The following is a 20,981-nucleotide window of genomic DNA, read 5'->3' as shown; positions in this document are numbered from 1 at the left end:
TTGCGCTTACTTGATGAAGCTTACGTCGTACATGACGCCGTAGTTCTCAGGAATGCTGCGAATCACGCCAGCCTCCTTGAGGATGGCGGCAGACTCCTTCATGAAAGGCAGCAGGTCGCTGGCAAAGAATTTCTGATTGGCTTCCTTGTCCGACCATTTCAGGAAGGCCGCCGACTTGCCGAACTGTTCACCGCTTTGCTTCACGGCCGCGCCCATGATCTCGTAGCTCTTTTCCTTGTCGGCGTTGATCATGGCGATCGCATCGAAGTAGGACTGGGTCAAGGCCTTGGCCGCCGGTGCATTGGCCTTGAGCCACTTGGGATCGCAGCCCACGGTGTCCATCACCATCGGGTAGTCGATGGTGGTGGCCAGAATCTTGCCGGCGCTGGGGTTGGCGCGGACGGTGGACAGGTATGGCTCATAGGTCATGGCTGCATCGTTCTGCCCGGAGACAAAAGCCTGTGCCGCAGGCTGCGGCTCCAGCGATACGGTCTTGATGTCTTTCATGGTCATGCCGTTCTTGTTCAGCATCCAGGCCAGGCCGAAGTAAGGAGCCGTACCCGGCGCACTGACGGCGACGGTCTTGCCTTTCAGATCGGCAAAATTCTTGACGTCGTTGCGCACGGCAATACCGTCTGCGCCATAGGACTTGTCCATCTGAAAGATCTGCACGATGGGCACACCATTGGTGTTCCAGGCGACATGCGTCTCCACGGTGGTGGCGGCACATTGCACGGCACCCGAGGCCAGCGCCAGATGACGATCCTTCTGGGGAATCATCTTGATTTCGACATTGAGGCCGTTCTTCTTGAAGATCCCTGCCTTGTCCGCGAGCGTCAGTGGCGCGAAGCCAGTCCATCCCGACATGCCCAGGACGATCTTGGTCTCCTGAGCCGCTGCATGTTGTGCAGCAGACACTAGAACGGTTGCGGCGAATGCCAATTGCCAGATTGGAACGCGACGTGTCGATTTCATGGGACTCTCCTCGGTCTATGCCAGAGCAGTTCGGTTGTTGATGTGGACTTCAAGCCTTGCACGACAGTGCAGGCAGCGAAGTTTGCGGTTGCTGATTGAACAGGTATATACAGGCTTACCCGAGCGCCATAGATGACGTATTTCCCAGCTGTATAGACATGAGTCAACCATCGACAAGAGCAAGCTATGTGCCAACTCGCTCGCCCAGGAGCCGCCTCCACCGACTCCTGGGACACGCACCAAAACAGCACCCGAGTTGCGCTAGTCGGGTGCAATCACGCTCTGGGCCACGGTCAGAAACGGTGCAATCAGCGCCGAGGCATTGCTCCTGGGCACCGACAGCACCACGGCCTGCTTGGCGACGCGGCCCTTGATTCGTTTGCAGACCAGTCGCTTGCCGTCATGGGTTCTGTCGACCACCGGGCGCGTGGTCAGCACGCTGACGCCATGGCCGTTGGCGACCATGGAACGCACCAGCTCTATCGAAGCCAGTTCATAGTTCACCGTGGGAACCACCCCCGCCTCGCGGAACAGCGAGAGAAAGTACTCGCGGCTCTGGGGCAGATTGATCAGCAGCAACGGCGACTGGGCCAGCTCCGACAGACTCACGCTGGAGGCTGCGGCCAGCGCATGTCTGGCGGGCAGCAAGGCATAGGGCGGCAGCGCGGCAACCGCGTGCATGTCCAGCAGGGGCCGGGCCAGGCCCAGGTCATATTGCAGGGCAGCATGAATCTCCCCGCGCTCCAGTTGTCGCGTCAGCGAGGCGATGTCTCCCTCGACCAGTTCGATGTCTATGGACGGATGGCGCTTTTGCATCTGGGTGAGCAGCTGCGGAATCCACAGCGCGCCAAAAGTGCTCAGAAAGCCCAGCCTCAGCGTGCCGGCAAGCGCCTGCTTGCGCGGCTCCTGAAGCCGCTGCGCGGCTTCGAGCAGGCTCAGGGCCTCGCGGCTTCTGGCCAGCCCCGCCGCGGTCAGATCCAGCCCGACAGCGTGTTTGCGCACAAACAGCTTCTCGCCCCATTGGGCTTCGAGGTCGGCAATCGCCTTGGAGATGGAGGGCTGTGAAACATTGATGGCCAGCGCCGCCTTGGCCGTGCTGCCGTGGCGTGCGGCGGCGACAAAATATTCGAGCTGGCGCAGATTTATCTGAATCAATTTTTTGAATCCAGTGAATGGGAAATGAATATTTTCCATTGATTCATGTTTTGGGCAGCATGCAGGCATCGCTTCAGATCAACAGCAGGACTCCCATGCTTGCATCCACCGAAAAATTTGCCTCCCGTCCGCTGGACGGCATCCGCATCCTGGACTTCACCCGGGTTCTGGCGGGCCCCATGTCCACGGCCTTGCTGGCCGATCTGGGCGCGGAAGTCGTGAAGGTGGAGCCGCCCCAGGGCGACGACTACCGCGCCATCGGCCCGATGAAGAATGGGCAAAGCGCCTTGTTCACGGTCATGAATCGCAACAAGCAAAGCCTGGTGCTGGACCTCAAGCATGCGGATGCGGTCACCGTGGTGCATGAGCTGGCCCGGCAGGTCGATGTGGTGGTCGAGAACTTCAGGCCAGGCGTGGCCGAGCGCCTGGGCATCGGCCCCGAAACGCTGCGCGCCCTCAATCCCCGGCTGGTGTATGTCAGCGTCTCCGGCTTCGGCCAGACCGGCCCGCTGGCCCATCGTCCGGCCTACGACATCATTGTTCAGGCCATGAGCGGCCTGATGGAAGCCACCGGCGAGCCTCAAGGCGCGCCCACCCTGGTCGGTGAAGCGGTCAGCGATGTGGTTGCCGGCCTGTTTGCCTCCTGGGCGACACTGGCGGCCCTGTTGCAGGCGCAGAGAACCGGAGACGGCCAGCATGTCGATGTCGCCATGTTCGACACCACGCTGAGCTTTCTGGCGACATCGATGTCGCGCTATCTGTTCACCGGCCTGCCTGCACGGCGTGTGGGCAACCGGCATCCGCTCTCGGCGCCGTTTGGCGTCTACAGGGCTCGGGACGGCCACTACGCCCTGGCCGTGCTCAACAAGAAGCTGTTCGATGCCACTGCGGCCGCGATGGAGCAGCCCGAGCTGGCCAGCGATCCGCGTTTTGCCAGCGATGAAACCCGCTCGGCCAACGAGCCTGCATTGCGCGCCGCGCTGGAGGGCTGGAGCACGCAGCACGATGTGGCCGATGTGATGGCGCGGCTCGAAGCCGCTGGCGTTCCCGCAGCCCCCATCTGGAACATAGAGCAGGCCCTGAACTCCGAGCAGATCCGCTCACGTGGCCTGCTCTGCGAGGTCGAGGACGAGCGCCTTCCGGGCCTGCAACTGCCGACACAGCCCGTGCATTTCAACGGCGCTCTGCCCAATCGTGCGCAACGCGCACCGGCCCTGGGCGAGCACACGGAGCTGCTGCTGCAAAGCTGGCTGGGCCGCAGCACGGACGCCATTGCCGCCTTGCGCGAAGCAGGCGCCTTGGGTTGATTTTGATTGACAGAACACAAGGAGAGACCGCCATGTCATTGATTCGTCTGGGCGCGACCGAAGAAGATCAGGCCGTTGCCGATGCCGTTGCACGCTTTGCCGAGGAAACCCTGGCGCCCGTGGCCCAGGCCATGGACGAGGAGGCTTTTTCTGCCACACGCCATGTGCCCGGCCTGTCCGCGCTGGGCGTGATGGGCATGAATCTGCCGGAACGCTTTGGCGGACCGGGCGTCACCCCCACCGCCATGCTGATGTCGCTGGTCGCCATCTCGCGCGCCTGTGCCGCGACCTCGTCCATGATCGGTGCTCACTACCTGGGCACGGATGCCGTTCTCATAGCCGGCGACGAGACGCAGCGCGAGCAATGGCTGCCGCGCTGCGCCAGCGGGGAATGGCTGGCGGCCTTTGCGCTGACCGAGCCGCGCGGCGGCTCCCACCCTGCAGACATGCGTACCCGGGCCGTGCGCGACGGCGACGACTATCTGATCACGGGCGTCAAGCACTTCATCTCGAATGCGGCGGAGGCCCGCTTCATGGTGGTGTTCGCCAAGACCGATGCGGAGGCTGCGGCACGCGGGGTCAGCGCCTTCATCGTTCCGCGCGATCTGCCCGGCATCCAGGTGTCCTCACCCGAGAAGCTCATGGGCATTCGCGGCGGCCATGCCTTTGAAGTCTCGCTGGACAGCGTGCGCGTTCCTGCAGCCAACCGCCTCGGAGCCGAGGGCAGTGGCTTCAAGACCGCCATGAAGGTACTGGACAACAGCCGCCTGGACGTGGCTGCGACCTCTCTGGGCATCGCCGAGGCCGCGCTCAAGGCAGCGGCCGACTGGGCCAACCAGCGTCTGGTGGGCGGCGAACCGATAGCCAACAAGCAGGGCATACAGTTCAAGATCGCCGACATGAAGCTGCGCCTGGAAGCCGCCTGGGCGCTGACCATGCAGGCCCTTGCACTGCGCCAGCAGGGCCAGCCCTTCACCCAACAGTCGGCCATGGCCAAGCTGTTCGCCTCGGAAATGGTGGGCTTCGTGACCGACGAGGCGCTGCAGATCCATGGCGGCTACGGCTATACCCGTGAAATGCCCCTGGAGCGCTATGTGCGCGACGCCCGCATCCTGCGCATCTACGAAGGCTCTTCCGAGATTCAGCGCACCATCATCGCGCGCTCCGTATTGAACGCTTAGAAGGCGCAGCGGCACCCGGCCGGATTTGCTGGTGTAATCCACTCCATGGACAAACACTCTTCGATGTCGCTGCACGGGAAAATTCTCACCGAGATTGAACAGAACATTCTCAGTGGCCGCTGGCCACCCGGCTATCGCATTCCGTCGGAGATGGAACTGACCGTCCATTACCAATGCTCGCGCATGACGGTGAGCAAGGTGCTCAACAAGCTGGCAGAAGCCGGTCTGCTGGTGCGCAAGCGCAAGGCGGGAAGCTTTGTGACGCGCCCACAGACCAGCTCTGCCGTGCTGGAGATTCCCGATCTGCGTCAGGTGGTGCTGGGCATGGGGCAGGAGTATTCGAGCAGGCTGCTCGGACGCACGCAGAGGCGCAGCACGCGCGAGGACATGGAGGCCATGCGCATGGCCCGACCAGCCTCCATCGTCCATGTGCTGTGTCTGCACATGGCGGGATCGCGTCCGTTCTGCATCGAAGACCGTCTGATCAATCTCGAATCCGTTCCGGACGCCGAGCATGAGCCGTTCACCGAGCACAGCCCCAGCTCCTGGATGGTCAACCATGTGCCCTGGAGCTCGGCCGAACACCGCATTCGCGCCGAGGCGGCCAGCGAGGAAACCGCCGGCCTGCTGGAGATCAAGCCCGGCTTTCCCTGCCTGGTGATCGACCGCCGCACCTGGACCGGGCAGTTGCCCATCACCTTTGTGCGCCTGACCTATCCCGCCGATCTCTACGAGCTGGATGCGCATTTTTCGCCCTCCACCATAGGGCAGGCTGGCTGATTGCGCATAACCCGGCCCGGGCAGCGTGCCGGGTCGCGGCGCACAATAGGGCCAGTTCTGTTGCTTGCATCTGAGGTCAAATCAGCCTCAAACCCATTTACAGCAAGCGCTACCAGCTATTGATTCAAGAGTACCCGGTGTCTTCCGCGCAATCCATTCTGCAAGCCGTTTTTGGCTACGAGCAATTCCGTGGCCCCCAGCAGGCCATCGTCTCGCATGTCATCAACGGCGGCGATGCGCTGGTGCTCATGCCCACGGGCGGCGGCAAATCGCTGTGCTACCAGGTTCCGGCCATTGCGCGCCAACAGCTCGGCCATGGCGTGACCATCGTGGTCTCGCCGCTGATCGCGCTCATGCACGACCAGGTCGGTGCGCTGCATGAGGCCGGCATCAGCGCTGCCTATCTGAACTCCACCCTGAGCTACGACGAGACGCAGGAGGTGGAGCTGCGCCTGCAAAGCGGCGACATCACCCTGCTCTACGCCGCTCCCGAGCGGCTGAACACACCACGTTTTCTGGGCCTGCTCGACGATCTGCATGCCCAGGGAAAGCTGTCGCTGTTCGCCATCGACGAAGCGCATTGCGTGAGCCAGTGGGGACACGACTTCCGCCCCGAATACCGCGCACTGAGCGTGCTGCACCAGCGCTATGCCGATGTGCCGCGCATCGCGCTGACGGCCACTGCCGATGCGCTGACGCGCGCCGACATCATCGAGCGCCTGCAGCTGGAAGAAGCCCAGCATTTCATCAGCAGTTTCGACCGCCCGAACATCCGCTACAAGATCGCCGAGAAAAAGGACGTCAGCAACCAGCTGCTGCGCTTTATCGAGCGCGAGCACGAGGGCGAGGCCGGCGTGGTCTATTGCCAGTCACGCAAGCGTGTCGAGGAACTGGCCCAGACCCTGGTGCAGAACGGCATCAATGCCCTGCCCTATCACGCCGGCCTGCCCCAGGACATGCGCCAGAACCACCAGGACCGCTTCCTGCGCGAGGACGGCGTGGTCATGGTGGCGACGATTGCCTTCGGCATGGGCATCAACAAGCCCGATGTGCGCTTTGTGGCCCATGTGGACATGCCCAAGAACATCGAGGGCTACTACCAGGAAACCGGCCGTGCGGGCCGCGACGGCCTGCCCGCCGATGCCTGGATGGCCTACGGTCTCAGCGACGTGGTCAACCAGCGCCGCATGATCGATGAAAGCCCGGCCGAGGAACAGTTCAAGCAGGTGATGCGCGGCAAGCTCGATGCCCTGCTCGGTCTGGCCGAGGCCACCGACTGCCGCCGTGTTCGCCTGCTGGCCTATTTTGGCGAGCAGTATGGACAGGAGCCGAGCCTGGATGGCAAGCCATTGCAGGCCGTTGCCCGCACCCATTGCGGCAACTGCGACAACTGCCTGGAGCCGCCGGCGCTATGGGATGGCACGGATGCGGCACGCAAGCTGCTGTCCACCATCTTCCGCGTGTACGAAGCCAGCGGCCTGACCTATGGTGCGGGTCACATCATGGACGTGCTGCGCGGCAAGGAGACGGACAAGGTCACGCAGTACGGGCATGACAAGGTGTCCACCTTCGGCATCGGCAAGGAGTATTCGGAGCCGCAGCTGCGCGCCGTGATGCGCCAGTTGCTGGCCACGGGGGCCCTGGGCCTGCACAAGGTGGTGAGCGAGAACAGCGGCCATGTGTTTGACACCTTGTGTCTGGCCACCGGCTCGCGTGCCGTGCTCAAGGGCGAGATACAGGTGCAGCTGCGCGAAGCCGTGGCCGCTTCACGCAGCAAGAAGCAGAGCAAGAAGTCTGCGGCCAATGCGGCTGCGGTCAATCTGGGCCCCGATGCACAGGTTCGCTTCATCAACCTCAAGGCCTGGCGCGCCGAAGTGGCCAAGTCCCACAACCTGCCGGCCTACGTGATCTTCCACGATTCCACGCTGGCATCGATTGCCGAGCTCAATCCCCAGAGCCTGCAGGAGCTGCAGGGCGTCAGCGGCATGGGCACCAAGAAGCTCGACGCCTATGGAGCCGAGGTGCTGCGCGTGGTGGCCCTGGGCTGATCGGCCCGCAGCAGCGGCCCCGGTGCCGCCTGGCCAGCCCGTGGCGGCTCCGCCCCGAGCCTTGGGCCAGCAGGAACCACAGCGGGAGGGCTGCCACGCCGGTTTCAAATCCTTGAGGCCGCAGGAAACCGGCCAATAGGGAGCTCTCCACAATTCCCACACAAATGCTCGACAGCCCGGAAATATTGCAAACGCACACTGCTGCCGCATACCGTTGACCGAATCCATTTTTGCGGAGCGCTTTCTGCTGTGATCAATACTGCCCAATTGCTGGCTGACGAAGCCAAATACTGCTCGTTTGGCGACACCGTCCACTACGTCAATCCTCCGAAGATCTTCACGGGCTGCGAAGGCAGCTATATGTACGACGATGCCGGCACGTCCTACCTCGATCTGCAGATGTGGTATTCGGCCGTCAACTTCGGCTACAAGAACAAGCGTCTTGAAGCCAAGATGATCGAGCAGCTGCAGGAGCTGCCCCAGGTGGCCAGCCAGTATCTGCACCCCACCAAGATCGAACTGGCCAAGTTCATCGCCGAAGACGCCAAGGGCAAATGGGGCCACGACGGCCGCGTGCACTTCAACGTGGGCGGCGCGCAAGCCATCGAGGACTCGCTGAAGGTCGTGCGCAACGCCAGCGGCGGCAAGAGCCTGATGTTTGCGTTCGAAGGCGGCTACCACGGCCGTACGCTGGGTGCATCGTCCATCACCTCCAGCTACCGCTATCGCCGCCGTTTCGGCCACTTCAGCGACCGGGCACAGTTCATTCCCTTCCCCTACCCCTTCCGCCGCCCCAAGGGCATGACGGCAGAGGAGTACGCGGAATCCATCGTGGCCGACTTCCGCCGCAAGTTCGAAAACGAATACCACGCGGTCTGGGACCCCAAGACCAACCAGTGCGAATACGCAGCCTTCTACATCGAGCCCATTCAGGGCACCGGTGGTTACGTGATCCCGCCTGCCAACTTCTTTACCGGCCTGAAGAAGGTACTGGACGACCACGGCGTACTGCTGGTGGTCGATGAAATCCAGATGGGCTTCTGGCGTACCGGCAAGCTGTGGTCGGTGGAAAACTTCGGCATCCAGCCCGATGTGCTGGTGTTTGCCAAGGCCCTGACCAATGGTCTGAATGCGCTGTCCGGCCTGTGGGCTCGCGAAGAGCTGATCAACCCCACGGTGTTCCCGCCCGGATCCACCCACTCCACCTTTGCCTCCAACCCGCTGGGCACGGCCCTGGGCCTGGAAGTCATGAAGATGACCCACGAGATGGACTTCGGTCGTCAGGTGCGCGAATCGGGTGCCTACTTCCTCGAAGGCCTCAAGGAGCTGCAGAAGCGCCACAAGGAAATCGGCGATGTGGATGGTCTGGGCCTGGCGCTGCGTGCCGAAATCTGCACCGAAGACGGCTTCACGCCCAACAAGGCGCTGCTGGACAAGATGGTGGACATCGGCCTCGAAGGCGGCCTGGAATACCAGGGCCAGAAGCGCGGCCTGGTGCTGGACGTGGGCGGCTACTACAAGAACGTGATCACCTTCGCGCCTTCGCTGATGATTTCGCGCAGCGAGATCGACGAAGCCATGGTGCTGCTGGATCAGCTGCTGACCAAGGCTAAAAAGGCGTAACCCCCTGAGCGGCTTTGCCTAGGCGGCCCCGCCGCTTCCCCCTCTCTCTTCGGGAAGGGGACGACAGCCTCGCTGTGCGGCGGCGGGGGCCGCCCAGGTCTTGCTCGCTGTCTCTTGCCTGGGTTGTGCCAGTTTTCTGCGCTGCAGACACACTCAGGCACCATCAAAACCGACTACAAAAAGGCGAAATGGCGACGGAAAATTTCCGCAACCGGCTCGAACCCAGTGGCTTGCTGCAGCAGTTCACCAACCATCCTCCAGAAGGCTTTGCCTTGCTGAAGGAATGGCCGGCGCCAGCATTCACCGCCCCCTTCGATTTGCTGACCACCGCAGATGACGCGCTCAAGGCGCGTCTTTTGTCGTTGCCGGGCGGGCGCTGGCTGAGCGCCAGACTCAGGCTGAAGACGGACTTCATCGGCAGCACGGTCAGCGAGTATGCGCCCCTGCCCCAGGGCGTGGAGGCCGCCACCCTGGCGCGGCAGCTGCGTGCCGTTGCGGGCCGGACCATGCTCACCATCGTCAAGGATCTGCCGCAGGCATCGCCCCTGTTGAGCGCCAGCGACAATGACTTTGCCAAGGCCTTGTCGCAGGCACTGGCCGAGCAAGGCTTTGTGGCACTCGAGGGCCAGGCACTGGCCTATGTGCCACTGGACTTTGCCAGTGCCGATGAGTATCTGGCCGGACTGTCCAAGAACCGCCGCAGCAGCCTCAGGCGCAAACTCAAGAGCCGCGCCGGGCTTGACATCCGCCGCATGCCGACCGGCGCCGCCTTTGCCGACGAGAGCCACATCGACGCCTACTACGCCTTGTTCGAAGCGGTGTATGCGCAAAGCGAGATCCATTTCGACAAGCTCTCTCGCGCCTTCCTGGCCGGCCTGCTGCGCGATGCGGACAACGGCGGCATCGTGTTCGAATACCGGGATCGGCAAAGCGATGCTCTGCTGGGCTGGAATCTTTGCTTCGAGCATGACGGCAGGCTGATCGACAAATACATAGGCCTGTCCTACCCGGCAGCGCGCGAGGCGAATCTCTATTTCGTGAGCTGGATGGTCAACCTCGAGTACGCACTGGAGCGGGGTCTGTCCCACTATGTGGCGGGCTGGACCGATCCAGAAGTCAAGGCCCAGCTCGGCGCCAGCTTCACCATGACGCAGCATCTGGTCTTCGTGCGCAACCCCGTGCTGCGCGCGTTGGGGCGACGCTTCTCCGGCCTGTTTGAAAGCGATAGCCAGTGGGGCTACAAGCCATGATGCAACAAACACCTGTGGTGCTCGATGTCGATGGGTCGGTAGGCCCGCTGGTCCAGGAAAAGCGGCTTGCGCTTGCCCAGTGGCAGGAGCTGGTGCGCTTTGGCTGCGGCCTGCGCAGCTTCAGGCGCTTCAGCCAGGCGGTGCATGAACAGCTGCCCGCACTGCACGGCACCGTGCTCATGGGCAGCGGCGACTTTCACCATCTGAGCTGGCCGCTGATCGAGCGCTGCATCGCCCAGAAGGGCTTCAGCGCCAAGCATCCGCTGCGCGTGGTGGTGCTGGACAACCACCCCGACAATATGCGCTTTCCCTGGGGCGTGCACTGCGGCTCCTGGGTGAGGCGCGTGGCCATGCACCCGGCCGTGTCGCAGGTTCATGTGGCAGGCATCACCTCCCAGGACATAGGCTCGGGCCACGCCTGGGAAAACTATCTGCGGCCGCTGCGCGCCGGCAAGCTCACCTACTGGAGCTGCGGCGTGGACACCGGCTGGGCCCGGCGCCTGGGCGCGGGCAAGGCGTTTCGCAGCTTTGCCGATATCTCGGAGCTGGTACAGGCGCTGTCCAACCATCTGCATGACTGGCCGCAGGACACGTATCTGAGCATAGACAAGGATGTATTCGCCGCCGAAGTCGTGCGCACCAACTGGGACCAGGGCCGGATGCTGGAAGAGCAGGCCGTGCAGCTGATCAATGCGCTGCGCGGGCAGATCACGGGCAGTGATATCACGGGTGACGTGTCGTCATGGCACTATGGCACCTGGTGGAAACGACTGATGAGCGCGGGCGACGGCCAGGACACACAGATTGACGCCGCTACGCTGGCCGGCTGGCAGGCCGGGCAGCATGCATTGAACCAGCGGCTGATACAGCACATAGCGCTCAGCAGCACGAATTAGAGCGATTCCACCGACCACTTTTCAACACTTCGCTTCAAGGAGCTGACATGCTGGACCGGCTGACCGAAAAATTGCTGCAACAGGTATTTGCACCTCTGGTCAAAACGGGACGGCTCGAAGTCATCACCCCTTCAGGCAAGGCGCTGATCTTCGGCGACGGCGGCCAGCCCCAGGCGCGCCTGCGCTTTGCCGACAGACGCGCCGTCCTGGCGCTGCTGCGCGACCCCGACCTCAACTTTGGCGAGCTGTTCATGCAGCAGCGCCTGCTGGTCGAGCAGGGCACGGTCTACGACGTTCTGGAGCTGGTGCTGCGCGGCGCCAAGCAGGTGCCCGTCAGCGCCACGGTACGCATGCTCGATGCCTGGCGCATGAAGCTACGGCCCTTGCTGCAGAACAATCTGCGCGGCAGATCGCGTGCCAACGTGGCACATCACTACGATCTGGACGACCGGCTCTATCAGCTGTTTCTCGACAGCGAGCGCCAGTACTCCTGCGCCTATTTCGAGCAGGGCAACGAAGACCTGGAAACGGCCCAGCTGGCCAAGAAGCGCCATATCGCTGCCAAGCTGCTGATCGAGCCGGGCCAGCGCGTGCTCGACATCGGCTGCGGCTGGGGCGGTCTCTCGCGCTATCTGGCCGAGGTGGCCGGTGCCGGTCATGTCACCGGCATCACGCTGTCCACAGAGCAACTGGCCGGCGCGCAGTCCAGGGCCTCGCAGTCCCTCCATGGCGAACGGCTGGAGTACCGGCTGGAAGACTACCGCGATACACAGGGGCCGTTCGAGCGCATCGTCTCTGTCGGCATGTTCGAGCATGTGGGCACGAAATTCCACGACGCCTTCTTCCGCAAATGCCATGAGCTGCTCAGCGAGGACGGCGTGATGCTGCTGCACTTCATAGGCAACAGCGATGTGCCCGACTTCAACAATCCCTGGATAGAGCGCTACATCTTTCCTGGCGGCCATATTCCGTCGATGTCGGAGTTCACGCCGGCCATAGAGCGCGCGGGGCTGGTGATCTGCGATATCGAGGTGCTGCGCCTGCACTATGCCCAGACCCTGCGCCTGTGGCGCGAACGTTTCATGGCACGCCGTGCCGAAGCCGCAGCACTGTATGACGAGCGCTTCTGCCGCATGTGGGAGTTCTATCTGTCCATGTCGGAAACCGCGTTCCGCTATCAGGACATCGCCATCTTCCAGGTTCAGCTGGCGCGCAGGCAGGATGCCGTGCCGCTCACGCGCAGCTATATCGCCGAGCATGAGACAGCACTGAAAGCCAGGGAATCCGGACAGAAATGCAGAGTTTCCGCTATGACAGATCCCATTGAAGCAAGAGCAAATATCGCTTGATTCAAATGATCTTGTCAGAGGAAAAGCTCATGAAAACCCGGAAATCTTCCAGCTCTCAACGGAAAAATCCTTGCGCACCAGCTTTTCATTGAGCAGGAAGCGTTTGGCCTCGGAGATCAAATGCAAGCCTTGCTCCGGATAGGCCTGACCGGGCAGATTGCTCAATGCCACAGAGGCTTTGACCGCAGGCACCGGGAAACCGCTGGCCTCGGCATGAAACGCCAGATACGCTGCGCTGTCGCTACGAATCTCCCCCAAGGCAATGCTGCGTGCACGGCCCCATGCAACAGGAAATTGCGGCAACCTCGCAAGCAGTTTGGGAGAAATCACAATGACCGATGTGCCCAGCAGCGTCGGATATTGCACAGCCTCTGCCAGAACCGGAAAGCCTTGCTGCGCCAGCAACGGCCCCATATTGATCGGTGCTGCAAACGCAGCCACATCCCCACGCTCCAACGCCGGTGCACCATCGCGCGGCAGCATATGCACCACCTTGACCCTGCCGCTCAAACCGTGCTGCCTGAGCAGACCCAGCACAAAGCGGTGCATGTATGAGCCCAGAGCCACGCCAACGACTTTGCCCTTGAGCTCCTCCACCGTCTTGATGCCAGCCTTGGGCGTCAGCAGCCAGGTGTTCATGCCCACGCAATCAAAACCCAGCAACTTACCTTGAAAGCCTTGCGCATGAGCGACCACTGCGGGTGTGTCGCCATAGATGCCAATGTCCAGATGGTTGGCAATGAATGCTTCATTCAAGTCCGGTCCATTGGGAAACACTCGGGTCACGACCTGGGAGAAGCCCAACGTGCTCAGTTCTCGCTGCAAGATGCCCTGCTGCAGCGCCCAGCCCGTGGCATAGGCAGGCTTCTTTCCAGGACCGATATAGCCGATACGCAAGGTCTGCTCCGCGCTTTGAGACTGCGCTTCACCCAGCATGGGAATGCCTGCCGCCAAAGCGCCAAGCAGCCATTGACGACGATTGAAAGCGGCACAAGATCCTGCTTCCGACAAACGGATTTCATGTTCTGACATGGATGACAAAATTTCTAATGCGCACGCGCCAGCAGCTCGTAGCTGGCATCCAGTGCCGCGGTAGATTGGCGACCTTTGCCCCAACCAACGGAGGCGCGATAGCTGCCCAGCAAAGCTTGCGTGGCAGGCGAAAGCTCATCAACATGGGCAGCAGCATCTGCCACCGGTGCGACATACAGAGCGTCCTCAGGGCAATACAGCTCGCACATAAAGCAAGTCTGGCAATCGCTTTGTCGAGCAATTCGTGGAGCCTGCCCTTTGACCATGTCGAACACATTGGTAGGACAGGCATGGACGCAGATATTGCAGCCGGTGCAACGCTCTGAACTGATGATTTCGATCATGCGAGCACTCCTTCGGAAGACTGCACTTCTTTGACCCGCTGACGACTCACCCAGACTTCATCAAGGCCGCCAGAGATCAATCGATGTCTCTGGCCAGGGTCCAATTCTTGATGATCGCGGCGGCGATGCATGCCTCGGGTTTCGGTACGCTGCAAGGCACTCCGGTACATCCATCGCGAGGTAGCCAGCATGGCAGTTGCCTCCCTCAGGCGCAGTCGCTCTTCGATGGACTGGAACTGCACACCAGTACGCAGGCGCAGCCACAAGGCATCAAGGTTCTGCAGAGACTGCTGCAACTCATCGGATTGTCGATTCCAGTTGCGCTCATACGGGAAGACTTCGGCCTGTACCGCTTGAATCAGCTGACTGCTGTCCAGCCGAGCTTGCCCCTGCTCCTCAAGACCTGGACTGCCAGCGCGGTAAAGCTGCCGTGTTTTCATCGGGTTATGCAAGGCAAAGCGCGCAGCGCCAGCACCAGCCCAGAATCCCGAAGAGAGCGCCCAGGCTGCGTTATGACTGCCGCCCCCGGTGAAGCCACCACAGATCAGCTCGCGCGTTGCTGCATCGCCTGCAGCGTACAGCCCCGCCACGGAGGTTGCACAGTCGGCATCCACCACATTCAGACCGCCAGTGCCACGCACCGTTCCTTCCAGCCGCAAGCTGACCGGGAACATTTCATGAAAAGGGTTGATGCCTTTGCGATCAAACGAGACAAAGAAGTTGGGCTGTGCCGTGCGCATCCATGCCTGAATGCTCGCATCGGCTTTGTCCAAGCGCGCAAAAACAGGCTGTGTTTGCAAGGTCTGCGCAATGATGCTGCGCCCGCGCGAAGACCCTGCACCCTCGATCAGCGAGCCGTCTGCATAGTAAAAACGGGCCCAGTTGTAGAACAGTGACTTGGTGACCGAAGAAAACGCCGGCCCCAGCCCATAGGCATTGGAGAATTCCATGCCCGAGAGCTGAGCCCCCACCTCGGCTGCCATCAGGTATCCATCACCGGTCAGCACATTGCAGCCCAGCGCGCGGCTAAGGAAAGCGCAGCCGCCGGTGGCAATGATGGTTGCACTTGCACGCACAACCCAGGTATCTTCGGCTTGCCTGCGCACACCTGTTGCGCCGCATACCGTGCCAGCATCATCCACGAGCAATTCCAGCGCCGGGCTATGGTCAAGAATACGTACACCGGCAGCCTTGACCTGCTTGCGCATCAAACGCATATATTCAGGGCCTTGCAGGGAGTTGCGCCGCAGCTTGCCTTCCACATCGACAGGGAACGGGTAGCCCCATTCAGTCAGCAGCTCGATGTTGTTCCAGGTCTGCTCCAGCACCCGATCCATCCATGCCTGCTCGGCCAGCATGCCTCCCATGGTGTAACGGCTGGCTTTGGCTTTCTCACGCAAATCCCCGGTATTGTCGACATGCCAAACTCCGCAGCCCGAAGGTGCAGTTGCGCCCGATGTTCCGCAATATCCCTTGTCGACCAGAAGCACGTTTGCTCCCTGACTGGCTGCGCTGATGGCAGCCCATGCCCCTGCTGGCCCAGCACCGATAACCAGAACATCCACATCGTGCTGGCAGGCCCCCGCCGCGCTTGACAGCGCTTGCCTCGAGCGTTTTCCTACTCCCATTTTCGCCACTCCTTGTGCCTTGATCTGCGGGGCAATAGGCCATGCAGTCCGTTCAAGTTCAGTGCAGAAACGAGCCGGCGAAAACAGAACGAATGGATTTCTATATCGTTATTGCAGACAGATTGCAGGCGTAGGCGTATCAGCGTGCAGCCAGCGTGTCCAGCAAATCCGCAAAGCGCTCGTCATCCAGCCACGGGCTATTGCTGATGGCCAGCAGGCGCTGCGCCCAGTCGCGCGCCTGGCCGACCGTGTCGCCCCGCGCAGCACCCAGCACATGGTCGTAGCGGCCATAGTCGGGCAGCACATGGACAAAGGGCAGGGACAGACCCCAGCCACCGCCCCAGTGTGCGCGCAGCACGGCATCCCTGGCCTTCTGGCTGGGCATGCGCAGCAGTATCACCGGCCACACGCCCTGCGCCCCGGGCACGGCATCCTGCACGACCTCCAGCCCGCAGGCCTGCAGCTGCGCGATGCGCAGGCCGGCCTGCGTGGATGTCTGTTGCTGAAATGCAGCCAGCCGCCGCAATGCCTTGGCGCCCACGCTCTGGCGCCAGTGCCCCAGACTGTGCTGGGGAATGAGATCGTCGAAGTCATCGCCTGCGGCCTCTACCCAGTCGCCGCGGGACAGCGATTTCTCCAGCGGCCTGCCATAGGCCATGCGCAGGCCGCTGGGACGGTAGAGCATGGCGTAGCCCAACAGCTCGATGCTGCGGCGCAGCTCCCACCATGGGCTCAAGCGCGTGGCGGCGCCTGCGGCGCGCAGCGCAGCACGCATGGAAGGCTCGCGCGCCATCAGCACGCCGCCTTCAAAAGTGCTCAGTCCCTTGCCGACGGCCAGGCTGAAAAAGCCGATATCGCCCTTGAGGCCCACCGAAACTCCGTCGCTGCGCGCTCCCAGCGCCTGGGCGGCATCCTCGATCACATAGGCGCCCACGGCGCGCGCGCATTGCAAGGCAGCATCCACATCTGCCACACGCCCGCACAGATGCGTGGGCAGCACGGCCAGCGTGCGGTCGCTGCACAGGCGCTTCAGACAGACAGGGTCCATGTCCAGCGCATCGGCGCGCAGATCGCACAGGCGCAGCTGCAGCCCGCACTGCGCAATCGCCAGCGCCACCAGCGGACAGGTATAAGCCGGTGCAACGACCTCGCTGCGCCCCTGACTGAGAGCCTGCAGGCTGCGCAGAGCCACCATCAGGGCCGAGGTACCCGAACATTCGAGCTGCACCGCCTCCACGCCCAGCCATGCGGCCAGCTGTCCTGCCAGGCTGCCCGCCCCCGAGGGCCAGAGATCGCCGAGCTGCAGTGGCAGTCCGGCCGTTGGCGGCACGGTGGGCTGGCGCATCTCAGGCGGCCTGCTCGGCCTCTGGCTTCTCGCTCAAGGCCAGGCACATGATGCCGGCCACGATGAACAGACAGCCAATGATCTGCGGCCAGCCGATGGGCTCGTTGAACAGCCAGTACGAGATCGCCAGCACCGAGATGATCTCCAGATGCGAGGCGGCGAATGCCGGGCCGATGGGAGCGTGCTTGAGCAGGCTCATCCAGGTGAAAAAGGCCCCGATGTAGCCCACGAAGGCACCGTAGATCCAGGGCTGGCTGAACACGCGCAGCAGCCAGCCGGTCGAGAACTCCAGCGGCAAGGCGGAATCACCGGCCTGTTTGAAGCTGAGCTGCGCCAGTGTGTCAAAGGCCATGAGTACCAGAAAGCCGACAATGTAAAAACGCTTCATAACCGACGGCCCTCAGTGCAATCCAACGATGGCCACGCCTATGGACACCAGCACGATGCCGGCCACGCGCATGGGCGCGAGCTTTTCACGGAACAGCACCCGGCCCAGAATCATGATGGCAACGATGTTGATCGAGCCCAGCAGCACCCCGTCCGACAGCGGCACCAGCGACAGGAACGCCAGCCAGACCAGAAACTCCGCCACATAGCAGGCAATGCCCACCCACAGCCAGGGCCTGGCCAGCATGAAGCGCCAGCGCTCCGTGCCATTGCGATGCCCCGGCTCGCTGGCCGCGGCCTTGAAAGCCAGCTGTCCACCGCTGTCCACCAGCACATTGAGTATCCACAGCGTCACCACCAGGGGCGAGAGATCACTACCCATTCGCACCCCTGGCAGGCGCCGCCGAGCTGGCAATGCGCGCGATGAATTCGTTGAGCTTGGCAATCACGGTGCGGCGCTCGCGGTCGATGGTGATCATGTGATAGCAATTGTCCAGCAGCACCAGGTCGACATGGGCGTTGACCGCGCCGCGCTGGATATCGTGGGCATTGCTGACCGAGGAAATATCGTCTTCCCGGGCATGAATGACCAGGCAGGGCGAGCGCAGCTGCGCCAGCCGGGTCTGCACATTCGCGGACAGGGCGCGCAGCTCGATGACGCTCCACCAGGGATTGCCGGGCAGGCCCGCGGCAGAGCTGTCGCCGCTGTTCATCTGCTCGACCACGCGCGCGCGCAAGGCCTCGTCCTTGATGCCGTAGGGCGGCGCCTCCATGAAGACGCTGTTGCGGCCGATGCCCAGCAGACGGAACAGCGGCAGCAGGAACGCCAGCTTGGTATAGGCCGGAATGCTCCAGCCGTCATAGCGGAAGGTGGTGGACAGCGCACAGACGCCGGCCACCTTGTCGGGATGGCGTTCGGCCACGGCCAGCGACAGCAGCGCCCCCATGGACAGACCGCCGACCACCACATGGTCCACGTGCAGCGAAAAGCGCTGCAGACCCGACTCCACACTTGCCAGCCAGTCGGTCCAGCGGGCGGCCACCAGGTCTTCCATGCTGCCGCAATGTCCTGCCAGCTGCACCCCGTAGACCGTGAAGCCCTGCTTGTTCAGACCTTTGGCGAGCAGGCGCATCTCGGCGGGCGTGCCGGTCAGGCCATGAATCAACAGCACGCCCGTGCGGGCATTGCGGCCTTCGCCGGGCATGACGAACTCATGCGGCGTCACGCACAGCTGCTGCAAATCCGGCTGCTGCAGCAGCCCCAATCCATCGGCGGCATTCATGCAGTCTGCTCCATGCCGAGCAGGACCTGCTCCAGCAGCTGGGTGGCCTGCGCAAAATGCTCGAAGCGCGCATGGGCAATCCCCTGGCTCTCGCAATAGTCGATGAGCTTGTACTTGGCCAGCACGAAATCCGCCTTGCCGGAAACGCAGAAATCCGAGGTGCTGTCGCCGATATAGAGCACCCGCCCGTGCACGGCCTGCTGCTCGGCCAGGCGTTCGCACTTGCAGTTGCCGCTGGCCCGTGTGCAGCGATTGCTGGCCCAGGGCGAATCCAGCCGCCAGCTGCGCTCGCCCGTCTGCACCAGATGATTGGCGATGACTTCCAGATCCCCGAGGCCATGGCGTGCGAGCACATGGCGAATCGCATAGTCGATGCCGTCGCTGACGACCTGCACCTTGATGCCATGCAGCCTGGCCTCGGCCACGAAGCCGGCAAAGTGCTCGTCGATCTCTATGCCGTCCAGATGGTTCTGCAGCTCGGCCTCGCTCATGTCCAGCAGGGCCACCTGCCCCTTCATGCATTCTCGCGAGCCGATCTCGCCACGCTCCCAGGCATCTTCCAGCTCCTGCCAGCCAGGCTTGCCAAAGCGGTTGAGCAGGGTATCGGTCACGTCCAGCAGGCTGATGGTGCCGTCGAAATCGCTTTGCACCATCCAGCCGGTCGAAGCTGTAGCTGCAGGCGACGGGAAAATCTGAATGCGCTTATTCATGGAAACTGACCCTCACGTTCTGACCGACCTTGACATTGGCGGGCGGCTGGTCAAATGCCAGCACGCATTCCACAACTCTTACCGGGCCGCGCTGCGCGTCGTCCTGCAGCCGGGCCGTGCCGTAGACGGGACTGATGCGCAGCACGGTGGCGGCGGGAAACTCCTGACGGGCAGCGCTGCCGTCTGCGTCAACGGCCACCTGGGCCTTCATGCCTTCGCGAATCGCCGTCACATAGCTTTCGTTGACTTCGGCCCGCACGATCAGGGGCCGCTTGGGCAGCAGTACCGCCACCGGGCTGCCGCTTTGCAGCATGCTGCCGCCCTGGGCCAGCAGGCGCACCACGACGGCGGCCTCGGGCGCACGCAGCTCGTGGCGCTGCAGCAAGGCCCGCAGCTGTTCGGCCTTGCGCTTGGCGACCGTGACTTCCGCAGCCGCAATATCCACTTCGGACTGTGCGTCGCGCAGTGCCTGCACGGCTTCATCCACGCTCTGCAGATCCGCCGCACCCTGCTTGGCAGCGGCCTGCCAGCGCGTCAGCGTGGCCTTGAGCGCGGGCAGGCGATCCTGGCGTGTCTTGAGCTTGGTCTGTGCCAGCTGCAGCTCGGACTCCGCCACCGCCAGATCGGCGCGCGCCGCATCGTCCGCGAGACGCAGCACCGGCTGGCCTTTCTGTACGCTCTGGCCTTCCTTGACCAGCAACTGCTGCACCACGCCCGATGCGGCCGACGAGAGATCGAGCAGACCGCCCTCGACGTCGATCTTGCCCCGCGCAACCGCCACCTGGCTTTGAGGCTTGACCTGGGCTGCAGCCGGGGTGACCACGGAGGCCGCGTTCTGAGACGGAGAGCACCCGCCCAGCATCAGCACGGCCGCCACCAGCAACGGCGCGCCCGACACAATGCTGAGACGAAATGGGCTTGGGTTCATGTTGATTCCTTGATGGGGCTGTTCTGGCGCCAGTCGCTGCGAATGGCGCCGTCTTCCATGCCCAGCACACGATCGGCGTGGCGCACCAGACGCGGGTCATGGCTGACGCAGAGCACCGTTGTGCCGTGCGTGCGCGCTGCACGGTGCAGCAAGTCAATGACGCGCTGGCCGCTCTCGGCATCCAGCGCACTGGTGGGCTCGTCGGCAAACAGCAGACGCGGCTGCTTGGCCATGGCACGTGCGATGGCAACACGCTGCTTCTCGCCGCCCGACAGCTGGGCCGGGCGCATATGACTGCGGTGGGAGAGCCCCACTTCATCGAGCGCCTCCTTGGCACGGCGCAATGTCTCGGCGCTTCTGAGCCCCATATAGCCCAGCGGCAGTTGCACCTGCTCCAGTGCCGTCAAGGCCGGAAACAGATTGAAGCCCTGGAAGACAAAACCCGTATGGCGCAGACGAAATTTCTCCAGCGCCGCCGTGCCGAGCTTGGCCAGATCCTCGCCCAGTGCGATCGCGTGACCGGCATCGGGCTTTTGCAGACCCGACATCAGCGACAGCAGCGTGCTTTTTCCGCAGCCCGAAGGGCCAGAGATCAGACTCAACTCCCCCGCATAGAGGCTGACGGACAGCCCTTGCAACACATGCACCTGCACGATGCCCGACACAAAGGATTTGTCGAGACGCACGGCCTCAAGGCTGGGCGCTGCATCCTTGACTGCAGCAGAATTTTTGATGCGTTCCATGGTCCCGGCTTGCATGT

20 protein-coding genes are annotated in these 20,981 nt (G+C 62.7%); 8 read left to right on the top strand and 12 right to left on the bottom strand.

Annotated features, from left to right (window positions below):
• Positions 1-6: 6 nt before the first annotated feature.
• The gene (locus tag CTR2_RS00720; RefSeq protein ID WP_087085487.1) at positions 7-975 is read right to left on the bottom strand and encodes an ABC transporter substrate-binding protein; all 969 of its coding nucleotides are present in this window, start codon (positions 973-975) and stop codon (positions 7-9) included.
• 261 nt (positions 976-1,236) lie between these two features.
• Positions 1,237-2,169 (bottom strand): LysR substrate-binding domain-containing protein, encoded by a 933-nt coding sequence (locus CTR2_RS00715; protein WP_087085488.1) that lies wholly within the window; start codon positions 2,167-2,169, stop codon positions 1,237-1,239.
• Here CTR2_RS00715 and CTR2_RS00710 point away from each other — a divergent pair.
• The 8 genes from CTR2_RS00710 (at position 2,148) to CTR2_RS00675 (ending at position 12,564) form a co-directional block, all read left to right on the top strand.
• Positions 2,148-3,437: a CaiB/BaiF CoA transferase family protein gene (locus CTR2_RS00710; protein ID WP_176391755.1), complete on the top strand. Its 1,290-nt coding sequence runs from the start codon at positions 2,148-2,150 to the stop codon at positions 3,435-3,437. The genes CTR2_RS00715 and CTR2_RS00710 overlap by 22 nt on opposite strands.
• Positions 3,438-3,469: 32 nt before the next feature.
• Positions 3,470-4,618, top strand: a complete 1,149-nt coding sequence (locus tag CTR2_RS00705; RefSeq protein WP_087085489.1) for an acyl-CoA dehydrogenase family protein — start codon at positions 3,470-3,472, stop codon at positions 4,616-4,618.
• A 45-nt stretch (positions 4,619-4,663) separates the two neighbouring features.
• The gene (gene hutC, locus CTR2_RS00700) at positions 4,664-5,398 is read left to right on the top strand and encodes a histidine utilization repressor (RefSeq protein WP_223305653.1); all 735 of its coding nucleotides are present in this window, start codon (positions 4,664-4,666) and stop codon (positions 5,396-5,398) included.
• Positions 5,399-5,535: 137 nt separating this feature from the next.
• Positions 5,536-7,446 carry a DNA helicase RecQ gene (gene recQ / locus CTR2_RS00695; RefSeq protein ID WP_087085774.1) on the top strand — a complete coding sequence of 637 codons (1,911 nt, stop codon included), beginning with the start codon at positions 5,536-5,538 and terminating at the stop codon, positions 7,444-7,446.
• A 249-nt stretch (positions 7,447-7,695) separates the two neighbouring features.
• Positions 7,696-9,069, top strand: a complete 1,374-nt coding sequence (locus CTR2_RS00690) for an aspartate aminotransferase family protein (protein WP_012836646.1) — start codon at positions 7,696-7,698, stop codon at positions 9,067-9,069.
• 188 nt (positions 9,070-9,257) lie between these two features.
• Positions 9,258-10,319, top strand: a complete 1,062-nt coding sequence (locus tag CTR2_RS00685; protein WP_087085490.1) for a GNAT family N-acetyltransferase — start codon at positions 9,258-9,260, stop codon at positions 10,317-10,319.
• The gene (locus CTR2_RS00680; RefSeq protein WP_087085491.1) at positions 10,316-11,215 is read left to right on the top strand and encodes an arginase family protein; all 900 of its coding nucleotides are present in this window, start codon (positions 10,316-10,318) and stop codon (positions 11,213-11,215) included. The genes CTR2_RS00685 and CTR2_RS00680 overlap by 4 nt, the downstream gene beginning before the upstream one ends.
• 47 nt (positions 11,216-11,262) lie before the next feature.
• Positions 11,263-12,564 carry an SAM-dependent methyltransferase gene (locus CTR2_RS00675; RefSeq protein ID WP_087085492.1) on the top strand — a complete coding sequence of 434 codons (1,302 nt, stop codon included), beginning with the start codon at positions 11,263-11,265 and terminating at the stop codon, positions 12,562-12,564.
• A 27-nt stretch (positions 12,565-12,591) separates the two neighbouring features.
• Here the strand turns inward: CTR2_RS00675 and CTR2_RS00670 are convergent, their stop codons facing one another.
• The 10 genes from CTR2_RS00670 to CTR2_RS00625 all read right to left on the bottom strand — a co-directional run bounded on the left by CTR2_RS00670 (position 12,592) and on the right by CTR2_RS00625 (position 20,979).
• Complete coding sequence (locus tag CTR2_RS00670; RefSeq protein ID WP_087085493.1) at positions 12,592-13,596, bottom strand: ABC transporter substrate-binding protein; 1,005 nt, start codon at positions 13,594-13,596, stop codon at positions 12,592-12,594.
• A gap of 14 nt (positions 13,597-13,610) precedes the next feature.
• Positions 13,611-13,940, bottom strand: a complete 330-nt coding sequence (locus CTR2_RS00665; RefSeq protein WP_003069544.1) for a 4Fe-4S dicluster domain-containing protein — start codon at positions 13,938-13,940, stop codon at positions 13,611-13,613.
• The gene (locus tag CTR2_RS00660) at positions 13,937-15,568 is read right to left on the bottom strand and encodes an FAD-dependent oxidoreductase (RefSeq protein WP_087085494.1); all 1,632 of its coding nucleotides are present in this window, start codon (positions 15,566-15,568) and stop codon (positions 13,937-13,939) included. Before CTR2_RS00660 ends, CTR2_RS00665 begins: the two co-directional genes overlap by 4 nt.
• Positions 15,569-15,707: 139 nt before the next feature.
• Positions 15,708-16,913: a DegT/DnrJ/EryC1/StrS family aminotransferase gene (locus tag CTR2_RS00655; protein WP_087085495.1), complete on the bottom strand. Its 1,206-nt coding sequence runs from the start codon at positions 16,911-16,913 to the stop codon at positions 15,708-15,710.
• A 1-nt stretch (position 16,914) separates the two neighbouring features.
• Positions 16,915-17,301 carry a DMT family transporter gene (locus tag CTR2_RS00650; protein ID WP_087085496.1) on the bottom strand — a complete coding sequence of 129 codons (387 nt, stop codon included), beginning with the start codon at positions 17,299-17,301 and terminating at the stop codon, positions 16,915-16,917.
• A 12-nt stretch (positions 17,302-17,313) separates the two neighbouring features.
• Entirely contained in the window at positions 17,314-17,682 is a 369-nt protein-coding gene (locus CTR2_RS00645) for an EamA family transporter (RefSeq protein WP_003071857.1), read from the bottom strand.
• Positions 17,675-18,583: an alpha/beta hydrolase gene (locus tag CTR2_RS00640; protein WP_087085497.1), complete on the bottom strand. Its 909-nt coding sequence runs from the start codon at positions 18,581-18,583 to the stop codon at positions 17,675-17,677. The genes CTR2_RS00645 and CTR2_RS00640 overlap by 8 nt, the downstream gene beginning before the upstream one ends.
• The gene (locus CTR2_RS00635) at positions 18,580-19,293 is read right to left on the bottom strand and encodes an MtnX-like HAD-IB family phosphatase (RefSeq protein WP_087085498.1); all 714 of its coding nucleotides are present in this window, start codon (positions 19,291-19,293) and stop codon (positions 18,580-18,582) included. The genes CTR2_RS00640 and CTR2_RS00635 overlap by 4 nt, the downstream gene beginning before the upstream one ends.
• Positions 19,286-20,221 carry an HlyD family secretion protein gene (locus tag CTR2_RS00630; protein WP_087085499.1) on the bottom strand — a complete coding sequence of 312 codons (936 nt, stop codon included), beginning with the start codon at positions 20,219-20,221 and terminating at the stop codon, positions 19,286-19,288. The genes CTR2_RS00635 and CTR2_RS00630 overlap by 8 nt, the downstream gene beginning before the upstream one ends.
• Complete coding sequence (locus CTR2_RS00625) at positions 20,218-20,979, bottom strand: ABC transporter ATP-binding protein (protein ID WP_087085500.1); 762 nt, start codon at positions 20,977-20,979, stop codon at positions 20,218-20,220. The genes CTR2_RS00630 and CTR2_RS00625 overlap by 4 nt, the downstream gene beginning before the upstream one ends.
• Positions 20,980-20,981 lie beyond the last annotated feature (2 nt).

Origin of the sequence: Comamonas thiooxydans (assembly GCF_002157685.2) — a bacterium.
Classification (GTDB): domain Bacteria; phylum Pseudomonadota; class Gammaproteobacteria; order Burkholderiales; family Burkholderiaceae_C; genus Comamonas; species Comamonas testosteroni_H.
This window is presented reverse-complemented; position numbering and strand designations above follow the sequence as displayed.